Source organism: Rhodococcus ruitaii, assembly GCF_055230935.1.
On the sequence record NZ_JBUYWC010000001.1, the window covers coordinates 144,851 to 168,802 of the forward strand.

Below are 23,952 nucleotides of genomic sequence, written 5' to 3' on the forward strand. Positions count from 1 at the left end.
CTGTGTCCGAGTCGTTTCCTCCGCAGCACGCCGTCCTGTCATGACGGGGACGATGCACCGAATCGGGTCAGTTTGTCGGGATTGCGCACCGCATACACGCCGGTGATCAGGCCGTCCACGATCTCGAAGAGCAGGACGAGGTCGATCAGGCCACGCGAGTACACGATTACGGCGGGTGCCGTGTTGACGATCGCGGTGTCGATCGTCATGTCCGGAAGCCCCACACGTGCGAGTCCGGCGAACAGGTGCGCCACCTTCTGCGCACCGTGGACCGGTACCTTGGCTGCGGCGACCTTGCCTCCGCCATCGGCGATGTATACGGCGTCGGGGGCGAGCAACCGGAGCAATCCGTCGAGATCGCCGGTCATCGCGGCCGCGAAGAACTCACCGACCACGCGATCGGTTTCGTCGTTTGCCGGGGTGAACCGCCGCCGACGCTCCTGCACGTGGTCGCGGGCACGGTGGGCGACCTGCCGGACGGCGGCCGGGGTGCGGTCGACGGCGTCGGCGATGTACGCGTAGTCGAACCCGAAGACCTCGCGCATCACGAACACCGCCCGCTCGAGCGGACTCAATGTCTCGAGCACGAGCAGCATTGCCATCGATACCGATTCGGCGAGTTCGACTCGTGCGGACGGATCGGCGCCGAGCTCGTCCGTCGCGGTGAGAAGCGGTTCGGGCAGCCACGGTCCGACGTATTCCTCGCGCCGCCGCTGCGCGGAACGCAGCGCATTGAGTGCCTGCCGTGTGACGACCTGCGCCGCGTATGCGCGCGGATCCTCGATGGTGCCGGGTTCGACCTTCGCGAACCTCAGGTAGCTGTCCTGGAGGACGTCTTCGCTGTCGGCGACGCTGCCGGTGATCTCGTACGCGATCGAGAACATCAGGCCGCGGTGTTCGGTGAACACCTGGGCCGGCGACGGGTCGTCGGGGTTCACTGCGCGACCACCTCCGCCGGTGCGGGACCTGCCGGGACGAACGGGGTGTGGCCGCGGGCTTGACGTTGCATGAACCAGATGGTGCCACGCAGGATGCCCTCCTTGGCGGGCGCAGCAAGCCGTCCTCGCACCGCTGCCCGGCGCGGTGTGTCGGCGGAGTCGGTGAACTGCAGCGCGGCCCGGCCGCGGCCCAGCGAGATGCATTGAGCGACGAACCCGAGCGACAGCGACTCCGGGGCACGACCCTGCAATACATCCCACACGGTTCCGGCGCCGTGCACGCCGAGCGGAATCGCTGCCTGGCAGCTCATCCGGATGTAGGGCCGGTCTGTGATGGTGACGGCATCGCCCACGCCGATCACGTTGCTGCGGTTCGTCGAACGCAGTGTGGCGTCGACCTGCAGACGACCGGAGTCGTCGACGTCGAGCCCGCTTCGGCGTGCGAGTTCGGGTACCGCGAATCCTCCCGCCCACACCGTGAGATCGGAGCGCTGCTCGGTGCCGTCGTCGAATCGGACACTGCTGTCGGTGATCTCGGTGACGGCCACCCCCGTGCGGATCTCGATGCCGAATCCGGTCAGGGTACGCCGCAGATACCGGCGGGTGGTGTCGGGCAGATCCGGACCCGGGTCGCCGACGAGAACGTAGCGGTGGTCCTGGTGCGCGGCGGCCAACTCGGTGACCGCTTCGATACCGGTGAATCCGGCGCCGACGACCGTGACCGTGGCTCCGCCGGGCAACGACTCGATCGCCGTGTGCAACGCCGACGCGGATTCGAGGTCGGACACCGAATACGCCCGATCGCCACCGGGAAGGTCGACCCGGGCTGGTCCGCTCCCGACCGCGTACACCACGGCGTCGCAGGTCAGGGCCGATCCGTTGCCGAGAAGTACTGCACCGTCGTCGATCCGTTCGGCGGTGTCGACGCGCAGTTCGGCGCGGGGATGGAGGAGGTCGGGTAGGGCATGGGTTGCCGACCCGGTCGCGGCGGCATGCTGGTGCAGCCGGGTTCGTTCGACGAACACCGATCGCGGATTCACCACGGTCGCCGCGACCTCGGGATGTTCGGAGAGCAGCCGGTTCGTCGCCATGACCCCGGCGTACCCGGCGCCGACGACCACTACGTGAAATCGGGTGTTGTTCATGGTTCTCGCCCCAAATGCAGTCGTATCGGATGTGTCGGTGAGGGGACACCGCGCGGACCGAGAATGTGACATCGAGTGAAAGGGAGATCTCGGCTGACGACGCTCAGTGCCCCAATGGTGACTGTCCTGGCGCAAGTGACGCGATCTCGGCGGCGTCGCGGCCGGCGTGGAAACCGACGGAGTCGACACCGCGACCGCCCGACGAGCGCGTGGTGGGGAACAGGCGACGGAACTCCGCGTCGACCGCCTCGGAGCGTCGCGCGAGGATGGGTGCGAGATCGGTCATCGGGACCCGTGCGTCGGCGGCAGCCTCGGCGGTGGCGTGGGCCCCCACTTCACGGAGTCGTTCGCCGATGCGGTTCGCGAATCCGGTGAGGAAGGCGCGACGGAACGACGTGGCGCCGCCGCCGCGGCGGCCCGCGGTACCGGCGGTGTTCATGGCGCGTGTGCTCTGGACGAGCAGTGACGTGAACAGCATTTCGACCTGCTCGAGATCCACGACGGTACCCACGATGGTCGCGATCTGCACGCGGGTGAACCACACGGTGCGGACCCGGTTCGCGTCGCCGATCGCGGTGAGCAACAGTACTTTCTCTTTTGCGTAGGGGCGCTGGAGATGGATGCGTCGGCCCCGCACGGGATCGGTGGCCGCCGCGGCGCAACCCAGCACCGCGGCGCCCACCGCGTACCGGGTCATGAGCTCCTGGGCTTTGGCGGTGAACGCCTCTGCCTCGTCGGGGAATTCGGTGGATTCGGCCTTCGAGAGCAATCCGCGGATACGTTCGAGCACACGCGGATCCGGGGTGGCGGGGGCGGTGCCGTCCGGCGCGGTGCGCATGTGGGGCCACTGCGACGGAGGTGTCGTGAGGTGGGTGAACCGGGGCAGGTACTTCCATGTGTAGGCGAGCCCGCCGACCTGGAACCGCGACACGTGCGGGAGCACGCGGAACAGGCCGACTTCGAATGTGTGCTCGACTCCGATGATGCGGGCAATCGCGGGGTGGCGGTCGCTGATGGTGCGGACCTGGTGCAGCCATTCAGTGGGTGCGCGGTGGGCCGCTCGGGTGCGGTGGGCATCGAACAGCACGGAGGCGGCGGCGAGGGGGACGTCGGTGGGGTCGCCCGAGTGGGCGGCCATGTGGAGTACGTCGGCGGGCTGCCACCCGCGTTCGTAGGCGCCGTTCAGTTCGTCGAGGAGGATCTCTGCGCGTACCTCATCGGTTCGAATGTATGTTCCATTGCTCGGCATGGGGCGAGTGTGGCGGAAGCCACCGACAAGTTCCGATCCTCGCTGTGGTGCGCGACTATTCCTCGTCGACGAAACGCGGGAACACGGGTGACGGCGCCGGAAGCGCGGTACCCGGCACGAGCCGGGTCGCGATGTCGGAGAACTGCCGGGCCTCCGGCCCCTGACCGAGCAGGCCGAGGATCTTGGTGCCGGCATCGGGCATCACCGGCTGAACCAGGATGCCCACGACACGCACGACCTCGAGCGTCACGTACAACACCGTGGCCATCCGGGCAGGATCCGACTTGCGCAGCACCCACGGCTCCTGCGCCGAGAAATACCGGTTGGTCTCACCGAGCACATGCCAGATCGCTTCGAGCCCGAGGTGGATCTGCTGTTCTTCGAATTCGGTGCGGACCTTCTCGAGCAGGGCGTGGGCCTGTGCGAGCATCGCCTCGTCATCGGCTGTGAACTCATCCGGCGTCGGGACCTGCCCGTCGAGGTTCTTCGCGACCATCGTCAGCGACCGTTGTGCGAGGTTGCCCAGGTCGTTGGCCAGATCAGCATTGATGCGGGTCACGATGGCCTCGTGGCTGTAGCTGCCGTCCTGGCCGTAGGAGATCTCGCGGAGCAGGAAGAATCGGAGAGGATCGAGGCCGTACTTCTCGACCATCTCGATCGGGTCGACGACGTTGCCGACCGACTTCGACATCTTCTCGCCCTTGTTGAACAGGAAGCCGTGCACGAACACCCGCTTGGGCAGTTCGAGACCGGCCGAGATGAGGAACGCCGGCCAGTACACGGTGTGGAACCGGGTGATGTCCTTGCCGATGATGTGCAGATCCGCCGGCCAGTACCGCGTATACGACTCCGATTGAGTGTCGGGGAACCCGACGCCGGTGAGGTAGTTCGTCAGGGCGTCGACCCACACGTACATCACGTGATCGGGCTGACCGGGGACGGGCACACCCCAATCGAAGGTGGTGCGGGAGATCGACAGGTCCTTGAGTCCGCCTGCCACGAAGCTGACGATCTCGTTGCGCCGTGTCGCGGGGGCGATGAATTCGGGGTGCTCGTCGTAGAGCTTCAGGAGCTTGTCCTGGTAGGCCGACAAGCGGAAGAAGTACGTCGACTCCTCGGTCCACTCGACGGGCGTACCCGTGTCGGTGGACAGGCGAGTCCCGTCGTCCTGCAGGGTGGTCTCGGCCTCGGTGTAGAACGCCTCGTCGCGGACCGAGTACCAGCCCGCGTAGGTGTCGAGGTAGATGTCGCCGTTGTCGACCATGCGCTGCCAGATCGCCTTGCTGGCCTCGAGGTGGTCATCGTCGGTGGTGCGGATGAACCGGTCGTACGAGACGTTGAGAGACTTGTCGAGTGCCTCGAACACGTCGGAGTTGCGGCGCGCCAGCTCGGTGACGGAGATGCCCTCCTTGGCGGCTGTCTGTTGCATCTTCAAGCCGTGTTCGTCGGTACCGGTGAGGAACCGGACGTCGTAGCCGTCGAGGCGCTTGAACCGCGCGAGAGCGTCGGTGGAGATGTACTCGTAGGCATGCCCGATGTGAGGGGTGCCGTTCGGGTACGCGATCGCGGTGGTCACGTAGAACGGCGGGCGGCCGGAATCGGCGAACGGCGGGTGGGTGGGATCGGCGACAGTCATGGTGGCAACTACTTTATAGGGCGTGAGCAAAAGCCGTCCTGCCCCCGAAGCTCCAGAACCGCTGACGCCGCTCGTCGACGCCCACACCCACCTCGATGCGTGCGGTGCGACCGATGCCGTCACCACCGCCGCGATCGTGGACCGGGCTGCAGCGGTGGGCGTCGGCCGCGTGGTCACCGTCGCCGACGACCTGGACGCGGCCCAGTTCGCGGTGCGGGCCGCGCATTGGGATCCGCGGGTGTTCGCGGCAGTAGCGATCCACCCGACGCGCGCGAACAGCCTCGACGACGCGACACGCGCCGAGATCGAGCGGCTCGCCGCCGACCCGCGTTGTGTCGCGGTGGGTGAGACCGGTCTTGATCTGTACTGGCCGGGCACACTCGACGGTTGCGCCGAACCGGCCGAGCAGGAGGAAGGTTTCCGCTGGCACATCGATCTCGCGAAGCGCCTCGGTAAGCCGCTGATGATCCACAACCGCGAGGCCGACGACGATCTGTTGCGGGTGCTGCACGACGAGGGCGCGCCCGAGACCGTGATCTTCCACTGCTTCTCCTCGGGTCCCGAGATGGCGCAGGCCTGCGTCGCTTCCGGCTACCACCTCAGTTTCTCGGGCACCGTCAGTTTCAAGAACGCCAAGGCATTGCGTGAGGCCGCGCCCCTCGTGCCGCGCGAGCAGGTGCTCGTCGAGACCGACGCGCCGTTTCTCACCCCGCATCCGTTCCGCGGCGCACCCAACGAGTCGTACTGTCTGCCCTACACGGTGCGTGCTCTCGCCGAGGTGCGCGGCGACGACCCGGGCGAACTCGCCGCGGCAACCACCGCGAATGCCGAACGGGTGTACGGACTTTCGTGAACAGGCCCCGTGTCGGTCCCTCGGGCGTGAGACCGTGGACGCATGCACAACTTCGTCTACACGGCACACCCGGCTCGGGTGATCTTCGGCACGGGCACCGCGTCGACGGTCGGCGACGAGGTGCGCCGACTCGGTAGATCGCGCGCGTTACTGCTCGGTGGCGAGCATGTGCGTCCGCAGGCGGATCTCGTCGAACGTGCGCTCGGGCCGCTGCAGGTGGCACGGTTCGACGGTGCGGTGATGCACACGCCCGTCGCCGTGACCGAGCGGGTTCTGAAGTACGTCACCGAACATGAGGCGGACGTGGTCGTCGCCGTCGGTGGTGGATCGACGACCGGACTGGCAAAGGCGTTGGCAGTGCGAACCGGGATCGATCAGGTGATCCTGCCGACCACCTACGCCGGTTCGGAGGTCACGCCCACGATCGGCGAGACCGCTCACGGGGTGAAGACGACGCGGTCGTCGCCGGACATCCTGCCGGAGACGGTGATCTACGACGTGGAGTTCAGTGCCGGGCTGCCGGTGCCGATGGCCGTCACCAGCGCCGTCAATGCGATGGCGCACGCGGTGGAGGCGTTGTACGCAGAGCATGCCAATCCCCTCGTCGACGTCCTCGGGTTGCAGGCGATCGCCTCGATCGGCCGGGGTCTTCCCGCGCTCGGTGTGGACGGTGCGGACCTCGAGGGCCGCTCCGATCTGTTGCTCGCCGCGTGGTTGTCGGGGGTGTGTCTCGGGTCGGTGGGGATGGCTTTGCATCACAAGCTGTGTCATGTGCTCGGCGGGTCGTTCGATCTTCCGCACGCCGCGACGCACACGGTGATGTTGCCGCACGTCATGGCATACAACGCACCGTCGGTCCCGGGGGTGATGGCGCGGATCGCCGACGCGCTCGCCGTGGACTCGGCACCTGCCGGCGTCTACGACCTCATTGTCTCGGCGGGAGGGCCGACGAGTCTTGCGGATCTCGGTATGCGGGAGACCGATCTCGACGGTGCCGCACAGAAGGCGACGGAGAAGGAGTATCCGAATCCGAGGGAGGTGACGTTCGTGGGGGTGCGCCGGTTGCTCGGGGAGGCGTTCGCGGGGTCGAGACCGGAGTGACTCCGACTACACCCTCCGATTAGGTTGAACATACAACCATCGTCCTGATACTTTTGATTGCGTTGTCAACTAGAAGGGGCCTTCGGCCTCGCAACCGAAAGGTCATCTCCGTGAACGCTCCACTCGTCCGCGACATCGGCATCCTGATCGCACGCCTCGGCCTCGGCATCATCTTCTTGACCCATGGTCTGCAGAAGCTCACCGTGTGGGGGCAGTCCGGTACTGCTACCGCGTTCGAGGGCATGGGGGTGCCGGCGCCGTCCGTGAGTGCGTTCGCCGCGACCTGGATCGAAACTCTCGGTGGGATCGCACTGATCCTCGGCGTCCTCACGCCAGTGTTCGGTGTCCTGCTGTTCCTGGTCATGACGGGAGCGTTCTTCATCACCCACCTCGAGAACGGTGTCTACGTGGGCGACGGTGGCTTCGAACTCGTCGCCGCGCTCGGCCTCGGGGCGCTGCTCCTTGCCGCAGTGGGTGCCGGACGGTTCAGCGTCGACCGATTCCTTGCGCCGAAGCTCCCCTTCCTCGCGCAGGCGGCTCCGGCTCGCACCGCTGCGTAGCCGATCCCGATGGTTGCGGCGGCGACTGCCGACCGCAGCCGAAGGGCGTATCGCAGGTGACTCACGGTCACCTGCGATACGCCCTTTTTCGTTCTCTGTTTGCTGCCGGGTTCGTCCGGAGCCGGAAGATCGACAGTATGGGGAGCTGACAATAGGAAATTCATCAATATCCGGGCGTGAGTGTAACTCGGGTCACACATCGTGTGAACAGGGCGGAAATCGCCCTGTTGTAGCAGCCTGAGTTGTTATCGAAAATGACGATTCATAACCGAATAGTTATCAGCATAATTCCAGGTAGAACGCGTGAAGTTGCCATATCAATTTGCTTTCGTTACCGTGCCGTGATCCAAGTCGCCGTCTGTCTGGAATTGTTGTGTCACCCTTCACCAAGATCAACCGAATCAAATCGCCGGTGTTCTTCGCGGTCGTTGCGGCATTGTTCGTAACCCTTGCGGCCGGCGGAATCACCGCACTCGTCAAGCACAAGGACGTCACGCTGGACATCGACGGCGAGCAGCGCGCCTTCGGCACGATGAGCTCGAATGTCGGCGACATTCTCGCCGCTGCCGGCTACGAGGTCGAGGAACACGACGTCGTCGCCCCCGGAGTCGATTCTGCGGTATCCGACGGCGACACCATCGTGCTGCGTCAGGCCCGCGAGGTCACACTCACCGTCGACGGCGGCGAGCGCACCGTGTGGACCACCGCGCTCACCGTCGATGAAGCCCTCGCGCAATTCGAGCTGGGCGACGACGTCTACGTCTCGGCCTCGCGTTCCCACCGCCTGCCGCTCGACGGCACCGAACTCGAAGTCGTCAGCCCCAAGACCGTGCAGTTCGCCGACAATGGTGCACCCGCCGCGCCGGTACGTATCGCGGCCCCGACCGTGGGCGAGTTCCTGAAGGTGCACAACGTTGCGCTCGAACAGTCCGACAGCGTGAACATCCCGGCCGACGCCGCGCTCGACGAGGGAATGGAGATCGTCGTCACTCGCGATCGCATCGAGAGCCGGACCGAGACCCTGCCGATCGAGGCGCCGCAGAACCGGGTCGACGACCCGAACATGACCGAAGGCGAGACGGTCCTCGACAGCCCGGGCGCACCCGGTGAGCGTTCCGTCACCTTCGACGTCCACACCGTCAACGGTGTCGAGGTCGGTCGCACCGAGACGGCATCGACCGTGCTGACCGAACCGCAGCCCGCGACCCTCCGTGTGGGCACCATGCCCAAGCCGGCCGTTCCCGCCTCCAGCCGAGCATCCACCTGGGATTCCATCGCGCAGTGCGAGGCCACCGGAAACTGGGCCATCAACACGGGCAACGGCTTCTACGGCGGCCTGCAGTTCACGCAACAGACCTGGGCCGGATTCGGTGGCACCGAGTACGCGCCGCGCGCCGACATGGCCACCCGTGAACAGCAGATCGCGGTCGCCGAGAAGGTTCAGGCCGCGCAAGGCTGGGGCGCATGGCCTTCCTGCACCAGCAAGCTCGGTCTGCGCTAGGACGGCGTGCCGCCGATTCCGGTGCGCTAGGTTCGCCTCGTGCAAGCAGACGATTCAGACGCCACCCCGGCCTCTCCGCGCGGCCTCGCCGCGTTGCTCGGACCCGCAGAGGTACGGACCCTTGCGGAGGAGTTCGGGGTGCGTCCGACCAAGCAACTCGGTCAGAACTTCGTGCACGACGCCAACACGGTGCGGCGCATCGTGTCGGCCGCAGGAGTGGGCCCCGATGACGTGGTGCTCGAGGTCGGGCCGGGGCTGGGGTCATTGACCCTGGCCCTGCTCGACGTCGTCGACCGTGTGGTCGCGGTGGAGATCGACCCCCGGCTGGCCGAGCGTCTGCCCGAAACTGTCGCTGCGCGCGCCCCACGGCTCGCGGATCGCCTCGACGTCGTGCCGATGGATGCGATGAAGGTGTCGGTCGCCGACCTTCCGTCGCCACCGACCGCGCTCGTCGCGAATCTTCCCTACAACGTGGCGGTCCCGGTGTTGCTGCACCTGTTCGCCGAAGTCCCCTCGCTGCGCACCGCGCTGGTGATGGTGCAGCTGGAGGTGGCCGATCGGCTTGCGGCGCAACCGGGTAGCAAAGTTTACGGGGTGCCGAGTGTGAAGGCCCGGTACTTCGGTACCGTGCGTCGCGCCGGTTCGGTGGGGCGTTCGGTGTTCTGGCCTGTGCCGCAGGTCGAGTCGGGTCTCGTGCGGATCGACCGTTACGAAAACTCGCCGTGGCCCACGGATCCAGCTCATCGGAAGGCCGTGTTCGCCGTGGTGGACGCAGCGTTCGCTCAGCGACGCAAGACGTTGCGTGCCGCGTTGAGCACGTGGGCGGGATCCCCCGTGGAGGCCGAACGGCGCCTGGTCGCAGCAGGTATCGAGCCCGGAGCGCGAGGGGAACGGCTCGACGCGCCCGCATTCGTCCGGCTCGCGTCGGTCGGAAATGAGGGCTGAGTCACCGTGCGTTGGCGCCGTCGAGTGATGTGTGGTCTACTTGCATCTGGTCGTTAGGTAGTGTGTTTGTGGATAGCCCTCGCACATTTCTAGTTGCGAGCGGATGCGATACCACCACGGAATCGTCCCAGCCGTCGAGTGACAGACCCGGAAGCCGATACCGGCTTCCGACGAGACAGGACGGCATCGTGCGTCCTGCCTGCAAGTGAAGGAACAGCAATGGCTGAAGGTACTGTGAAGTGGTTCAACGGCGAAAAGGGCTTCGGCTTCATCGCGCCGTCCGACGGTTCGGCTGACGTCTTCGTGCACTTCTCCGAGATCCAGGGCCGCGGCTTCCGTACCCTCGAGGAGAACCAGCGCGTGAGCTTCGAGATCGGCCAGGGCCAGAAGGGCCCGCAGGCCACCGGCGTCAGCGTCATCGGCTGACACCCGGCTTCTCAACGGCAGGGCCGGCACTCGTTTCGGGTGCCGGCCCTGCCGTTTCACGTCAGGCGCGCGAGTACCTGTCGGCGAGGAGCCGGAGCCGATTGCTCTGTGCCCGGCATGCGTCGCGTAGGCCGGCGGGCTCGAGCACGGTGAAGTCCACATCGAAGGCGACGAGCCATTCGGCGATCCCGTCGAGTGACCGTCCGCCGAGCACGATCGCGCAGGTGTCGGCGTCGATCTGTTCGAGACTTCCCCACCTGTCGTCGACCATCGGGGTGATCGCCTCGAACGGTGCGTGCAACAGCACCCTCGCGGTCACCGGTGCCGCGCCGCGCGAGATGCCGCGCGAGACGAATTCGGCAGCACCTCCCGGCGGAAGCTCTCGCGGAGCGAACCGCGGTCCGGTGGGAATCTTCGGTTCCATGCGATCCACGCGGAACGAGCGCCAATCGTCGCGGGTGAGGTCCCACGCGACGAGGTACCAGCGCAATCCTGCGCGCACCACCCGATACGGTTCCACTTCCCGCCGCGACGCCGTGCCGTCATGGGTGCGGTAGTCGAAGCGCAGCCGCTCGTGGTTGTGGCACACCGTCGTGACAGCGGCGAGCAGTTCCGCATCGACGGCGGAGGCGATCGGACCATTGTCCACGACATCGACCCTCAGAGCTTCGAGTCGGTGCTGCAGCCGTGACGGCATGACCTGCCGTAGTTTCGCGAGCGCGCGCGTCTCGGCGTCGACTATGCCGGTGACCGCGTCACCGGTGCCCGCGCGCAACGCGAGCGCGACGGCCATGACTTCGTCGTCGTCGAGCAGTAGAGGCGGCATCTCGGCGCCGGCACCGAGCCGGTACCCGCCTCCGACCCCGACGTTCGCGTCGACGGGGTATCCGAGGTCGCGGAGCTTGTCGACATCGCGACGTACGGTGCGGGTGGTGATCTGCAGGCGCTCGGCGAGTTCGGCGCCGGACCATTCCCGTCGCGTCTGCAGGAGCGACAGAAGGCGCAGGAGGCGGGCCGAGGTTTCGCGCATGATCAGACTCTGCCACGGATAACGGACAACTTCTGTCCTCGATTGAGGTCGTGGTGGTATCCGCAGCACGAGTAAGCTGTGTATTCGTGCTTTCCGTCGTTCCCGCCTCCGTCACCGTGCGGGCTCCGTCCAAGGTCAACCTGCACCTCGCGGTCGGAGACCTACGCTCCGACGGCTACCACGACCTGCGCACCGTGTTCCAAGCGCTGTCGCTGCACGACGACGTGACCGTCGCCCCCGCCGCCGCCCTCGGTGTCGAGGTCCGTGGCCCCGACGCGGCGTCGGTCCCCACCGACTCGTCGAACCTCGTCTGGCGCGCCGCAGAGATGGTCGCCGAACGCGCCGGACGCGCCCCGGAGGTCGAGATCACCATCGACAAGGGCATCCCCGTGGCGGGTGGCATGGCCGGCGGCAGCGCCGATGCGGCCGCGACTCTCGTCGCCCTCGACTCGCTGTGGGGGCTCGGGGCCAGTCGAGCGGACCTCGACGAGATCGCCGCCGAGCTCGGCAGCGACGTGAATTTCTGCCTGCACGGCAACACCGCACTCGGAACCGGACGCGGCGAGCAACTCGTGCCCGTGCTGTCGCGTGGCCCCTTCCACTGGGTGCTCGCGATTGCGAAGGACGGCCTGTCGACCCCCGTTGTGTTCCGCGAACTCGACCGATTGCGTGCGAACGGCGACCCCCAGCGAGTGGGTGAAGCAGATGGATTGCTGCACGCGCTCGGCGCCGGCGATCCCCGCGCACTCGCTCCGTTGCTCGGCAACGATCTGCAGGCGGCCGCGCTGTCGCTCAACCCGGCGCTGCGCCGAACCCTGCGGGCAGGGGTCGAAGCGGGAGCCCTCGCCGGTATCGTCTCCGGTTCCGGGCCGACCTGCGCGTTCCTCGTCGACGATCAACGCGCCGCCGTCGAGGTCAGTGCCGAGCTCTCAGGCGCCGGGGTGTGCCGCACCGTGCGCATCGCGTCGGGCCCGGTACCGGGGGCGCGCGTTGTCGATCCAACTCGGTCCTGACCCTCGTCCGTTCCCGATACACCGATACACAACTCCGGAAGGCTCTGCACCACGTGGCGAATCTGATCAACCTCGAACAGGTCTCGAAATCCTTCGGTATCAAGCCATTACTCGACGCCGTGTCTCTCGGCGTGGACGAGGGCGAGCGCATCGGCGTGGTCGGCCTCAACGGCGGCGGCAAGACCACGATGCTCGAGGTGCTCGCCGGCCTCGAGGAACCGGACTCCGGTCGCGTCAGCCGGGTCGGCGGTCTGCGGCTGGCGGTGGTGACGCAGCGAGGTGTGCTCCCCGAGGGCTCGACGGTCGGTGACGTGGTGCTCGGCCCGCTCGGTGTCGCCGAACACGAGTGGGCGGGTGATGCGCGGATCCGCTCGGTGCTCGCCGGAATCGGTATCGACAAACTCGGCCTCGACGCCGTCGTCGACGGCCTGTCCGGCGGCGAACGACGACGTGTCGCGCTGGCGGCGGCGCTGGTGCAAGAGCTCGACGTACTCGTGCTCGACGAGCCCACCAACCACCTCGATGTCGAGGGCGTGCAGTGGCTGGCCGAGCATCTGCTCTCGCGGCGCAGCGCGCTCGTCGTAGTGACCCACGACCGGTGGTTTCTCGACACCGTTGCGACTCGCACGTGGGAGGTCGTCGGCGGCAAGATCGAGTCGTACGAAGGCGGCTACAACGACTGGATCTTCGCGCGGGCCGAGCGTGCCCGCCAGGCCGACGCCATGGAGGAGCGTCGACGGAACTTGGCGCGCAAGGAATTGGCGTGGCTGCGGCGCGGTGCTCCCGCGCGCACGTCCAAGCCCAAGTACCGTATCGAGGCCGCGGAAGCGCTGATCGCCAACGTCCCGCCGCCGCGCGATTCGGTGGCACTCGCGTCGTTCGCGAAGCGGAGGCTGGGGCGCGTCGTCGTCGAACTCGAGGATGCTTCCTTGACCACCCCGGACGGCCGCGAGCTCGTCCACGATCTGACGTGGCGGCTCGGACCGGGGGAACGGATCGGTCTGGTCGGGGTCAACGGATCCGGGAAGACGACATTGCTGCGCACACTCGCGGGTGAGCGCGAACCGGCATCAGGTCGGCGTGTCGAGGGGAAGACGGTCGAGATCGGCTGGCTGCGACAGGAACTCGACGACCTGCCCACCGACATGCGGGTGCTCGACGCGGTCAAGGAGGTCGCCGAGCGAATCATGCTGGGCGACAAGGAAGTATCGGCAGGTCAATTGGCGGAGCGACTCGGGTTCACTCCTGCTCGCCAGCGCACACCCGTCGGCGATCTTTCCGGTGGCGAACGTCGGCGCCTGCAGTTGACGCGGGTGCTCATGGCCGAGCCGAACGTGCTGCTGCTCGACGAGCCCACCAACGACCTCGATATCGACACCTTGCAACAGCTCGAGGACCTGCTCGACAGTTTCGCCGGAACACTCGTGGTCATCAGTCACGATCGGTACCTGATCGAGCGCATCTGCGATTCGACGTGGGCGTTGTTCGGCGACGGCAAGCTCACAAACCTGCCCGGTGGTATCGAGGAGTACCTGCGACGACGTGCCGCGATGGGCGACGGCGGGGTGCCGTCGGTGGCGTCTCAGGTGTCGAAGGGCGCCGAAGCGCCGGCACCGAAGCGGGACGGCGCCGCAGAGCGCGCTGCGCGTAAGGAACTCTCACGTCTCGAGCGGGCGATTGCCAAGTGCGACGAGCGCGAATCGAAGCTGCACGTGCAACTCGCCGGCGCGGCAACCGATCCCGAGCGACTCCAGAAGCTCGACGCCGAGCTGCGTCAGGTGGTTGCGGACAAGGAAGCCGCCGAGGAGCAGTGGATGGAGCTTGCCGACACGCTGGACTAGCGGGGCTGAATCCATGATCTTTCCTCTTGACCTCGAGTCTGCTCGAGGTTGCAGGCTGGGTGCAGCCAGTTGGAACACGCCAAGAGGAGAGCAACATGTCTGTCACCCGAACATCTTCTGTTTCATCGACATCCGTGTGGTCACGCGACTACGGGCGTCCCACGATCGTTGTCGCCTCGGTCCTCGTCGCGCTGATCGCCAACCTCGTGCTCTGGTTGGTGGGTCTGCTGGCAGGTGGATCGTTCGAGCACACCGACGCCGGGACGATCGTGAGCGCCGCGCCCGGTGACGTGGTGCTCATGACCGTCGTCCCACTCGCGGTCGGGCTCGCCGTCGCGGCGCTGCTGAGCCTGTGGTGGAATCCGATCGTCCGAATCGCCCAGGTGGTCGGCGCGCTCCTGCCGCTCGCGACGATCGCAGGAACGGTCAGTGCGGACTTCGACGGCCCGAGCATGACGACGCTGGTGCTGATGCACGTCGTCATCGCGGTGGTGGCCGTGCTCGGGCTCGAGAAGATGCGCGATCGCTAGAGGGTATGCGAAGCCCCGGCGCCGAGTCAGGGGGCGCGGGCTCGGGACGGGACGCGGTCACACCTGGAACCAGGCTCTGGCCGCGTCCCGTGACCGGGGCGACGGCGGTCAGGACTGACGGGGGCGTACCACCATGACCGGGCACTGGGCTTGCCGCAGGAGTGCGTTGCTGGTGGAACCGAGGAGCAATCCGGTGAACCCGCCACGACCCCGACTGCCCACAACCAGAAGCTGCGCCTGTTCGCTCCAGTCCTGCAAGCGGGAACGGGGCCCATCGATGTAGAGCTTACGGACGGCGGTGACGTCGGGATAGCGCTCGCGGTACCCGGCCAGCTGCTCGGCCAATATTGCGTGCTCGTTCTCTTCGAGCGACTGCGGGTCGAGTGAGGGAGGAAGCGACTCGAAACTTCCGACCTTCATATCACTCCAGACGTGCACCGCCACCAGGTCGACGCCGCGCCACGACGCCTCCTCGAACGCACAGGCCACGGCGGCCTCACTCAGGGGGCTGCCGTCGGCGCCGACGACGACGGGACGCACGTCGGGTGTTGCGACCGGTTCGGTTCCACGGACGACCACGACGGGGCAACCGGCGTGAGAGGTGACGGCGCTGGGCGTCGAGCCGAGCACGGCCTCGCCGACCCTGCCGTGGCCCGAGGCGCCGAGCACCAGGATCCGCGCGCGAAGGGAGAGTTCCACCAGCCAAGCGGAGCCACCCGTCATCGACGTCGCAGTGGTGATCTCGAGGTCCGGCGCGGTGGAGCGCGCGATCTTCTCGGCGTCCGACAGGACGACACGGGCTTTCTCCTCTGCCCATTCGAAGATCTCGGCGGGCCGGAAGAACGGCATGTCGGTCCACGCTGTGGGGCCGAAGTCCACGGCGTGGACGATGTGTAGCGTCAGCCTGCGTCCTGCAGCCGTAGCCGCGGCCCACCGCACGGCGTGGTCGGATGCGGACGATCCGTCTGCTCCGACCGTGATGTGGTCGTGGTCCTGCGGCACTGCACCATGAGGCTTCACGAACTCGAGGCTATCGTGTGTCCGGTCGCGCGCAGTGGACTTCGGCCCCCGATCCTCCGCGCTGGGACGGTGTCCGATCCGAAACGCAAGAGCCAGAGCGTAATCGAACTGTAATAGAGCTGACCGGCGAGTCTGTCATTCGGACATCGTCCGGCCGTGATCCGGGATAGCCTTGCAGAAGGTACACGGTGATGGGAGATCGGCGATGGATCTGGAGGCGACGGAACAAATCGCGCAGGTCAAGTATCGCTACGCGAGAACTCTCGATACGAAGGACTGGGACGAGCTCGCCGACACCCTGGTGCCTGAGGCCACAGCGGTATACGGCGAACATCTCAGTTTCGAATCCCGCGACGTCTTCATCAACTTCCTCGAGAATACGCTCGGCCTCCACATGGTCACAGAACATCACTGCAGTCACCCCGAAATCCGGATTGACGCGGACGGTCGCAAAGCGACGGGCACCTGGCTGCTCGCAGATACCGTCATCGTTCCGGAGGACGGCATGATCCTGCGGGGGTCGGCGTACTACCACGATCGGTACGTCCGCTGCGACGACGGTGCCTGGCGGATCGCGCACACCGGATACGAACGCAACTGGGAGACGGTCGTATCCCTTGCCGACATGCCCTCGTTCCGGCTGAGCAGCAGTCGATGGACGCAGCTCCAGCAGTCTCCGCGCGCGTCCTGAACCGCACAAGAGTGAGACGTCCGAAAGGAGAGATGTGCATGGCGACCCCCGACGACACGGTGTTCCCCCCGGCCGGTGCGATCCCGTATCTCACGGTGAGGCACGGCCGCGACGCAATCAACTGGTATGCAAGCGCGTTCGGCGCAGTATTACAGGGCGAGCCGATCTTCATGGACGACGGCAGGCTCGGCCACGCTGAACTGGGGTTCCCCACCGGCATGGTCTACCTCGCGGAGGAGTTCCCGGAGATGGGCCTGACCGCACCGGTCGGAGGGGCGTCGTCTGTGAGTCTGATGCTTCCGGTCACCGACACCGACACCGTCCTCGACCTTGCCCGCGCGGCCGGAGGAACGGTCGAACGGTGGATCTCGGAGAATCACGGTCACCGAAACGCCACATTGATCGACCCGTTCGGGCATCGGTGGATGCTCGTCGGTCCGCTCACCGGCGATCCCGCGACCGGCGAACCCTGACCGGCCAAGCCCTGCGCACCGCGCTCGAATCGCACGCGACCGGTAGGCTCCGGCCCGTGAAAGAGTCGTTCATCCGCACGCGTGTCGCCAATGGTCTCGGCGAGGTGCAACTCGACCGGCCCGAAGCACTCAATGCGCTGGACCCGTCCATGATCCGAGACATGCACGATGCGTTGCTGCACTGGCGCACCGACCCTGCCGTCAGGGCGGTGCTGGTCACGAGTAGTTCAGCGCGTGCCTTCTGTGCCGGCGGCGACGTCAAGCCCGCCCGCGATGCGGTCTTGTCGGGCGACTTCGACGCCGTGCGTGAGTTCTTCGCGGCCGAGTACCGCCTCGATGAACTCGTGGCCACCTATCCGAAGCCGTACCTCGCGATTGTCGACGGCGTCACCATGGGCGGCGGGCTCGGTATTTCGGTGCACGGCGCGGTGCGGGTCGTCACGGAGAGAGCGTCGTTCGCGATGCCCGAGACGGCACTCGGTTTCATCCCCGACGTCGGATCGAGCCACTTCCTTCCCAGGCTGCGCGGCACCGCCGTGCGCTGCGACGCCGTCGGAATGTATCTGGGTGTAACGGGAGGCCGTATCGGAGCGGGCGACGCACTCGCGGTGGGGCTGGCCACCCATTTCGTGCCCAGCGTGCGCGTCGGTGATCTCGCCGACCGCATCCGCGCGGGGCACTGGCAGGAGGCCCTCGACGAATTCGTCGCACCTGCACCCGAATCCGAATTGGAACAGCGCTTTGCCGACATCGAGACAGTCTTCGGCGACGGAACCGTCGACGACTTCCTCGGCCGTCTCACGGCCATCGACACCGGTGTCGATCCCGAATGGGCCGAACGAACTCGCTCGGCGCTGCGCACCGCGTCGCCGACCAGTGTTCGTGCCACCGTCGAACTGCTGCGCCGGGGCGCCGAGAGCACCCTCGACGAGTGCCTGGCTCGTGAACTCGAGGTGGCCGTGCGAATCAGTGCGATGCCCGACTTCGTCGAAGGTGTGCGCGCAGTGCTGGTCGACAAGGACCGCGCGCCGCGATGGTCACCGTCGGTGATCGAAGAGATCGATCCGGTAACCATCGCCGCGCTGTTCGGTGACTGATCGTAACGGCCGCGACTGATCGTAACGGCCGCGACTGATCGTAACGGCCGCGACTGATCGTTACGGCAATTGATCCCTACGGCATCAGCGGGCGTATCGATGCGGCGATTGCAGATCGACGACGATCGGCTGACCACCGAGGGTCGCGTGGATTTCGGGCTTCTCGAGGCCGCCGGCCACGAGGTACTCACCGAGAAGTTGTAGCAGTTCGTCGTTGTCGGTGGTGGGATCGATGCCGAGGGACGACCGCGAACCGAGTTCGCCCTGGGCCAGGCGCGCAGCGATCCGGACCGATGCGACACCCATCGAGTTGCGCCGCGCGGGTGCGCCGGACGTCGATGCCGTGCCGACCGGGCTCACTGCGCTGGAAGTGTCGGCGGCCGAGCCGTTCGTGCTGCTCGTGCTGCCGTTGGTGCTGGTGCTCGTCACCGAGGACGTCCCTTCGTTCGTGGTTCCGGCGCCCACCCCGCCGGCCGGGTTGCGGTCGATCGCGTGCACACCAGGCGTATCGCCCCCGGTGAGCACGGTCATGGGTGTGCTGCTCGGGAGCGGCGCGCTCGGCAGCGGGTAGACGAAGGTACCCGACCGCTTCGGTCCCTTCGGTCGCCCCCCGAGCCGAGACTGGCCGGCCCCGGTGGCGCTGGTCTCGGTCGCCCCGCTCTTCGGCAGTTCTCCCGACGGCACGGACGATGCATCGTCGTCGTTCATTGAAAAGCTCCTGAGATCACCCGAGCGTGCGTGCTCGACGGCAGCAAATTACCAGCAGGAGGGTGTCTGCGTCACCCCGTATGTCCGGTATCCACCGTTGGCGGATCAGTCCGTCGCGGCGACCAAGGGCTCGAGGGTGAGATCCGGAAGTTCCTTCTGGATGTACTGCAGTCGCCACTTGTCGCTCACGAGGGCGAGCAACACACCGTCGGATCGCTCGAATACCTCGACGCCGCGTTGACGGTTGAGTTCGACGGTCGACTTCGTATCGGTGCGGCGTGCGAGCGCGTACCCCAGGGGCTCGATCTTCGGTTCGACGTTGTATTCGGCCTTCATCCGCGCCGCTACCACCTCGAACTGCATGGGACCGACCGCCGCCATCACGGGCGACGCATCACCGCGGACGTCGTTGCGGAGGATTTGCACGACGCCCTCGGAATCGAGCTGGTCGACGGCCTTGCGGAACTGCTTGTACTTCGACGCGCTCTCGGCGCGGAGGATCGCGAAGTGCTCGGGCGCGAACGACGGGATGGGCGGGAACTCCACCTTCTTGTCGACGAACAGAGTGTGGCCGGGAGCCAGCGCAGTGGCGTTGACCAGCCCGACCACATCGCCCGGATAGGCGTTCTCGACGGTGGTGCGTTCGCGTCCGAAGACGGTGAGTGCGTATTTCGTCGCGAACGGCTTGCCGGTCTGGGCGTGGGTCACGACCATGCCGCGTTCGAATACGCCCGAGACGACCCGCATGAACGCGAGGCGGTCGCGGTGGGCGGTGTCCATGCCCGCCTGCACCTTGAACACCACCGCAGAGAACGGGTCATCGACCTCGCGGGGCGTGTCGTCGATGGACGTACGTGCCCGCGGCGGCGGGGCAAGCGCGACGAGGGTGTCGAGGATCTGGCGGACACCGAAGTTGAGCATGGCGGATGCGAAGATCACCGGCGACGTCTGACCCGCCAGGAACATCTCCTGGTCGTGATCCTGCCCGCTCGCCGACAGCAGCTCCGATTCCTCGGCGGCCTCCATCCAGGTGTCGCCCTCGCGCTCGAGCGCACGCTCGGGAGTCAGGATCTCCTCGGGAGCGATCTTCGCGCCGCCGGCGGTGCGAGTGAACTTGATGTATTCGATCGCTTCGCCGGCCTTGTCGTCGGAACCGCGCCGCAGGAGACCGCGGAAGTCGCCTGCGATACCGACCGGCCAGAACAACGGCGTCGGGGTGAGCCCGATCCGTTCGTTGATCTCGTCGAGCAGTTCGAGCGGTGTCTGACCGGGGCGGTCCCACTTGTTGATCACCGTGATCACCGGAATCCCGCGGTGACGGCACACCTGGAACAGCTTCAACGTCTGCGGCTCGAGGCCTTTGGCGGCGTCGATGAGCATCACGGCCGCGTCGACCGCGGTGAGCACCCGGTAGGTGTCTTCGGAGAAGTCGGAGTGGCCGGGAGTGTCGACGAGGTTGATGACGTTGATGGTGTCAGCACCGTCCTCCGAGATCGGGGCCTCGGACGATGCGTAGTTGAACTGCAGTGCGGTGGAGCTGACGGAGATGCCTCGGGCCTTCTCCATCTCCATCCAGTCGGACACCGTGGACTTGCGGCCGGCCTTGCCGTGCACGGCGCCCGCCTCCGAGATGACCTTCGCATGCAATGCGAGGGCCTCGGTGAGAGTGGACTTACCGGCATCCGGATGGGAGATGACGGCGAACGTGCGTCGACGTAGTGCCTCGGAACGGACTTCGTGCGCCGAAGCGGGCTTCGACTCGTGCGCCGAAGCGGGCTTCGCGGCGTTGGTGGATTCGCTGGCGGAGGCGGGCGGGGTACTCAACGCGGGAAACCTCTCGAAACTTCTGTCGGGGACTATCGCAGGCAACTCGTCCATGTTACTCGGCGATTCGGTGTCGTTTTCCCTGAGATTCGATCACGTTTCCCGGGAGTGGGTCCCCGGCTACCCGATTCGACGTCACCCTGATTCGTGGGGCCGGGATTTCGCCACGGGGTGGCTCCGCCGTATCGGAACGAGGAGTATTCGTGAGCAGGTTCACTGATGAGATGTACGCGACGGGGCGCGAATGTACGCGGGGTCTGGTCACCGGCGAGCCGGACTCGCCGCGGCGGCAGACCTGGATGCAGATCCACGAGCAGGCGCGGTGCATGGCGGGGCGCTTGGCCGCGAACGGGGTGGTACCGGGCGACGCAGTCGCAATCCTGGCCGGATTCCCGGTCGACATCGCCCCGATCAGTCAGGGTGTGTGGATGCGCGGCGCAAGCATCACGATGCTGCACCAGCCCACCCCTCGTACCGACCTCGACGGGTGGACCCGCGACACCGAGACCGTGTTGCGCATGATCGGCGCGCGGATCGTGGTGCTCGGAGCTCCGTTCGACATCGCGGAACCGCTGCTCCGGGAACGCGGCATCGAGGTCGTCACGGTCGAGGAACTGCGTGCGGGCAGGGCGATCGAGCCCGTCGATACCGTGGAGTCCGACATCGTGCTGCAGCAACTGACGTCCGGATCCACCGGTTCGCCGAAGGCCGTGCAGATCACGCACGAGAACTTCTACGTCAACGCGTACGCGATGTTCGACCGCATCAAGTTCTCGCTCGACGACGACGTCATGATCAGCTGGCTTCCGCTGTTCCACGACATGGGCATGGTCGGATTCCTCAGTGTTCCCATGCAGATGGGTGGCGAGGTCGTCTCGGTCACTCCGCTCGACTTCTTGCGGGCCCCCATGTTGTGGGCGGATCTCATCACCAAGTATCGCGGAACTGTCACGGCTGCGCCGAATTTCGCGTACTCGTTGCTGGCGCGTAAGTTGGCGCAGGCCGAGGACGGTGCGGTGGATCTGTCGTCGGTCAAATGGATGTGGAACGGGGCTGAACCCGTCGATCCCGACACGATGAACGCTCTCGCGGAGTCCGGGGCTCGATTCGGGCTCGACCCGATGGCCCTTGCTCCCGTCTACGGGATGGCGGAGACGACGCTGGCGGTGTCGGTACCCGACCCCGGTCAGGGGCAAGTGCTCGACCTCGTCGACCCGGATCTGCTCGAGTCGGGCGGGATGGCCGTGCCGTCGGCCCACTCGAACGCCCGTCGCATGCCGACCCTCGGGCACCTCGTCGCAGGTCTCGAAGGTCGAGTCGTGGGTCACGACGGGCAGGAACTGCCTCCCCGCGGGGTCGGCATCATCCAGTTGCGTGGAAAGGCCGTCACGCACGGATACGTCACGGTCGACGGGCCGGTACCTGCGCAGGACCGCGATGGCTGGCTCGACACCGGCGACGTCGGCTACTTCACCGAAGACGGTTTTGTCGTCGTGTGCGGGAGGGTCAAGGACGTGATCATCATGGGTGGACGCAACATCTATCCCACTGATATCGAACGCGCTGCGTGCGCTGTGGCCGGAGTGCGCCCCGGCAATGCGGTCGCGATCCGGCTGGATGCGGGCGACAAGCGGGAATCCTTCGCGGTGGCGGTCGAGACCGACCTCATCGACGACCTCGACGAAGTGCACCGTATCGAACACGACGTGGCGCACGCGGTGTGCGCGGAGGTGGGGGCGCGGCCTCGTACGGTTGCCGTGCTCGGCCCGGGCAACATCCCGAAGACGTCGTCGGGCAAGCTGCGCCGCGGCACGTCTGCATCACTGCTTCACCAGTGAAGCGGCCCGTGCGCGCTTTCGGTAGGGGCCACTACCGAAAGCGCGCACGGGTCAGTGGATGCGGTTCTGCGCGCTCTCGAGTCCAAGTTTCAGGAGCAGTTCGACTGCATCTGCGCCCTCCTCGCAGAGCACCCCGAGATCCTTGCGTTCGACAGCGGAGAACGGTTTGAGGACGAAGTCCGCCGGATCCTGACGACCCGGCGGCCGGCCGATCCCCATGCGCACCCGCAGGTAGTCTCTCGTGCCCAGTGCCGAGGACGTGGACCGCAGGCCGTTGTGCCCGTTCTCGCCGCCGCCCTGCTTGAGGCGGATCGTGCCGTAGTCGAGATCGAGTTCGTCGTGGATCACGACGATGTTCGAGGGTGAGACCGAGAAGAACTTCGCCAGGCCCGCGGCAGGACCACCCGACACGTTCATGTACGTGCGGGGCTTCGCGATGATCACCTGCCTCCCGTCGAGGCGGGCCTGCAGGATCTCGGCGTTGCTCTTCTTGTGTGTGCTGAACTTCCCGCCCACCCGGCCGGCCAGCGCATCTGCAACCATGAAACCGATGTTGTGCCGGGTGGTCTCGTACTTGGGTCCGGGGTTTCCCAGCCCCAGGACGAGCACGGTGTCCTCGCTCACGTGCGGGTCCTTCCTCGAACTTCGGGTGGTGGCATCATGCGCGGGTGTGTCCTGCTCGGCAGAACACACGTGCGGCGCGCCACCCCGAAGGATGACGCGCCGCACGAAAGACTTCACTGAGCCCGCACAAGGTTCACGCAGGTGAGGCTCAGGCCTCTGCTGCCTCGTCGGTCTCTTCGTCCACATCGGCGGCGTTCGCCTGAGCTGCGGCCTCGACGATGTTCACGATCAGCAACTCGGGATCGTCCTGCAGGGTCGCGCCTGCGGGAAGCTCGATGCCTCCGGCGAGGATCTGGGTACCGATGGGAGCGCTCTCGATCGACACCGAGATCTCCTCGGGGATGTTGAGGGCGTCGGCCTCGATCTTGATGGTGCTGATCTCGTGGACGACCAGCGCGCCGGAGCCCGCGATGCCGGCGAGGACGACGGGGACCTCGACGGTGACCTTCTCGCCCTTCTTCACGACCAGCAGGTCGGCATGCTCGATGTTGCGGCGGATCGGGTGGGTGGTGACCGACTTGGTGAGCGCGAGCTGCTCGGTGCCCTCGATGTCGAGGGTCAGGATGGCGTTGGTGCCGTGGTTACGCAGGACAGCGGCGAAATCGAGACCGGGGAGCGACAGGTGCTTGGGGTCGGTGCCGTGGCCGTACAGGACGGCGGGGACCTGACCGGCGCGGCGGGTGCGGCGCGCCGCGCCCTTGCCGAACTCGGTGCGGACAGCGGCTACGAGACGGTTCTCGGTGGACATGGTGCAACGGCTCCTACGCTAGTGAACTCTCACGGGTCGGTCTTCTCGGCGAACGCGGGACCGGACACGCGCGGCAGTGGAGCGCTTCTACGCCCTGACGGAGCCGCAGCCGCGTCGATCACGGTGAGCCAGCGATTACGCGGTTCACCCTCGCCGAGACA

General features: G+C 66.6%; 23 protein-coding genes. 13 read left to right on the top strand and 10 right to left on the bottom strand.

Features of this window, described 5'->3' with window-relative positions; all coding sequences use genetic code 11:
- Positions 1–38 precede the first annotated feature (38 nt).
- From ACZI8W_RS00725 to metG, 4 genes are all read right to left on the bottom strand, one after another.
- Positions 39–938 (bottom strand): RNA polymerase sigma-70 factor, encoded by a 900-nt coding sequence (locus ACZI8W_RS00725; protein ID WP_463366560.1) that lies wholly within the window; start codon positions 936–938, stop codon positions 39–41.
- On the bottom strand, positions 935–2,083 hold the full coding sequence (locus ACZI8W_RS00730) for an NAD(P)/FAD-dependent oxidoreductase (protein ID WP_463366561.1): 1,149 nt from the start codon (positions 2,081–2,083) through the stop codon (positions 935–937). The genes ACZI8W_RS00725 and ACZI8W_RS00730 overlap by 4 nt, the downstream gene beginning before the upstream one ends.
- A 103-nt stretch (positions 2,084–2,186) precedes the next feature.
- Entirely contained in the window at positions 2,187–3,332 is a 1,146-nt protein-coding gene (locus ACZI8W_RS00735) for a DUF2786 domain-containing protein (protein ID WP_463366562.1), read from the bottom strand.
- A gap of 55 nt (positions 3,333–3,387) precedes the next feature.
- A complete protein-coding gene (gene metG, locus ACZI8W_RS00740) occupies positions 3,388–4,968 on the bottom strand; it encodes a methionine--tRNA ligase (protein WP_463366563.1) in 1,581 nt (526 codons plus the stop codon).
- A gap of 22 nt (positions 4,969–4,990) precedes the next feature.
- On the opposite strand from metG, the gene ACZI8W_RS00745 reads away from it, so the two are divergent.
- From ACZI8W_RS00745 to ACZI8W_RS00770, 6 genes are all read left to right on the top strand, one after another.
- Positions 4,991–5,821 carry a TatD family hydrolase gene (locus ACZI8W_RS00745; protein WP_463366564.1) on the top strand — a complete coding sequence of 277 codons (831 nt, stop codon included), beginning with the start codon at positions 4,991–4,993 and terminating at the stop codon, positions 5,819–5,821.
- Positions 5,822–5,863: 42 nt separating this feature from the next.
- On the top strand, positions 5,864–6,922 hold the full coding sequence (locus ACZI8W_RS00750; RefSeq protein ID WP_463366565.1) for a maleylacetate reductase: 1,059 nt from the start codon (positions 5,864–5,866) through the stop codon (positions 6,920–6,922).
- A gap of 110 nt (positions 6,923–7,032) precedes the next feature.
- Positions 7,033–7,482, top strand: coding sequence for a DoxX family protein (locus ACZI8W_RS00755; protein ID WP_463366566.1), 450 nt, complete (start codon positions 7,033–7,035; stop codon positions 7,480–7,482).
- Between the two features lie 373 nt (positions 7,483–7,855).
- Complete coding sequence (locus tag ACZI8W_RS00760; protein WP_463366567.1) at positions 7,856–8,983, top strand: resuscitation-promoting factor; 1,128 nt, start codon at positions 7,856–7,858, stop codon at positions 8,981–8,983.
- A gap of 39 nt (positions 8,984–9,022) precedes the next feature.
- Positions 9,023–9,928: a 16S rRNA (adenine(1518)-N(6)/adenine(1519)-N(6))-dimethyltransferase RsmA gene (gene rsmA / locus ACZI8W_RS00765; protein WP_463366568.1), complete on the top strand. Its 906-nt coding sequence runs from the start codon at positions 9,023–9,025 to the stop codon at positions 9,926–9,928.
- A 219-nt stretch (positions 9,929–10,147) separates the two neighbouring features.
- The gene (locus ACZI8W_RS00770; protein WP_463366569.1) at positions 10,148–10,354 is read left to right on the top strand and encodes a cold-shock protein; all 207 of its coding nucleotides are present in this window, start codon (positions 10,148–10,150) and stop codon (positions 10,352–10,354) included.
- 61 nt (positions 10,355–10,415) lie between these two features.
- Here ACZI8W_RS00770 and ACZI8W_RS00775 read toward each other — a convergent pair whose 3' ends face one another.
- On the bottom strand, positions 10,416–11,384 hold the full coding sequence (locus ACZI8W_RS00775; RefSeq protein ID WP_463366570.1) for a helix-turn-helix transcriptional regulator: 969 nt from the start codon (positions 11,382–11,384) through the stop codon (positions 10,416–10,418).
- An 86-nt stretch (positions 11,385–11,470) separates the two neighbouring features.
- Between ACZI8W_RS00775 and ACZI8W_RS00780 the strand changes: the two genes are divergently transcribed.
- The 3 genes from ACZI8W_RS00780 (at position 11,471) to ACZI8W_RS00790 (ending at position 14,768) form a co-directional block, all read left to right on the top strand.
- A complete protein-coding gene (locus ACZI8W_RS00780; RefSeq protein WP_463366571.1) occupies positions 11,471–12,397 on the top strand; it encodes a 4-(cytidine 5'-diphospho)-2-C-methyl-D-erythritol kinase in 927 nt (308 codons plus the stop codon).
- 53 nt (positions 12,398–12,450) lie between these two features.
- Positions 12,451–14,238 (top strand): ABC-F family ATP-binding cassette domain-containing protein, encoded by a 1,788-nt coding sequence (locus ACZI8W_RS00785; RefSeq protein WP_463366572.1) that lies wholly within the window; start codon positions 12,451–12,453, stop codon positions 14,236–14,238.
- A 95-nt stretch (positions 14,239–14,333) separates the two neighbouring features.
- Positions 14,334–14,768 (top strand): DUF6069 family protein, encoded by a 435-nt coding sequence (locus tag ACZI8W_RS00790; protein ID WP_463366573.1) that lies wholly within the window; start codon positions 14,334–14,336, stop codon positions 14,766–14,768.
- A 108-nt stretch (positions 14,769–14,876) separates the two neighbouring features.
- Here ACZI8W_RS00790 and ACZI8W_RS00795 read toward each other — a convergent pair whose 3' ends face one another.
- The gene (locus ACZI8W_RS00795) at positions 14,877–15,788 is read right to left on the bottom strand and encodes a universal stress protein (RefSeq protein ID WP_463366574.1); all 912 of its coding nucleotides are present in this window, start codon (positions 15,786–15,788) and stop codon (positions 14,877–14,879) included.
- 205 nt (positions 15,789–15,993) lie between these two features.
- Here ACZI8W_RS00795 and ACZI8W_RS00800 point away from each other — a divergent pair, with 205 nt between their 5' ends.
- Genes ACZI8W_RS00800 through ACZI8W_RS00810 form a run of 3 tightly spaced genes read left to right on the top strand, consistent with a single transcriptional unit; the run spans position 15,994 to position 18,049 of the window.
- Entirely contained in the window at positions 15,994–16,479 is a 486-nt protein-coding gene (locus ACZI8W_RS00800; protein WP_463366575.1) for a nuclear transport factor 2 family protein, read from the top strand.
- A gap of 38 nt (positions 16,480–16,517) precedes the next feature.
- Entirely contained in the window at positions 16,518–16,952 is a 435-nt protein-coding gene (locus ACZI8W_RS00805) for a VOC family protein (RefSeq protein ID WP_463366576.1), read from the top strand.
- 56 nt (positions 16,953–17,008) lie between these two features.
- On the top strand, positions 17,009–18,049 hold the full coding sequence (locus tag ACZI8W_RS00810) for an enoyl-CoA hydratase/isomerase family protein (protein ID WP_463366577.1): 1,041 nt from the start codon (positions 17,009–17,011) through the stop codon (positions 18,047–18,049).
- Between the two features lie 84 nt (positions 18,050–18,133).
- Here ACZI8W_RS00810 and ACZI8W_RS00815 read toward each other — a convergent pair whose 3' ends face one another.
- Together ACZI8W_RS00815 and ACZI8W_RS00820 are read right to left on the bottom strand one after the other, a co-directional pair.
- Positions 18,134–18,757 (bottom strand): hypothetical protein, encoded by a 624-nt coding sequence (locus tag ACZI8W_RS00815; RefSeq protein ID WP_463366578.1) that lies wholly within the window; start codon positions 18,755–18,757, stop codon positions 18,134–18,136.
- Positions 18,758–18,862: 105 nt separating this feature from the next.
- Positions 18,863–20,581, bottom strand: coding sequence for a peptide chain release factor 3 (locus ACZI8W_RS00820; RefSeq protein ID WP_463366579.1), 1,719 nt, complete (start codon positions 20,579–20,581; stop codon positions 18,863–18,865).
- Between the two features lie 203 nt (positions 20,582–20,784).
- Here ACZI8W_RS00820 and ACZI8W_RS00825 point away from each other — a divergent pair, with 203 nt between their 5' ends.
- Positions 20,785–22,419, top strand: a complete 1,635-nt coding sequence (locus ACZI8W_RS00825) for a fatty acyl-AMP ligase (RefSeq protein ID WP_463366580.1) — start codon at positions 20,785–20,787, stop codon at positions 22,417–22,419.
- A 51-nt stretch (positions 22,420–22,470) separates the two neighbouring features.
- Here ACZI8W_RS00825 and pth read toward each other — a convergent pair whose 3' ends face one another.
- Both pth and ACZI8W_RS00835 read right to left on the bottom strand, forming a co-directional pair.
- The gene (pth, locus tag ACZI8W_RS00830; RefSeq protein WP_463366581.1) at positions 22,471–23,043 is read right to left on the bottom strand and encodes an aminoacyl-tRNA hydrolase; all 573 of its coding nucleotides are present in this window, start codon (positions 23,041–23,043) and stop codon (positions 22,471–22,473) included.
- A 148-nt stretch (positions 23,044–23,191) separates the two neighbouring features.
- Positions 23,192–23,791: a 50S ribosomal protein L25/general stress protein Ctc gene (locus tag ACZI8W_RS00835; RefSeq protein WP_463366582.1), complete on the bottom strand. Its 600-nt coding sequence runs from the start codon at positions 23,789–23,791 to the stop codon at positions 23,192–23,194.
- Positions 23,792–23,952: the final 161 nt, after the last annotated feature.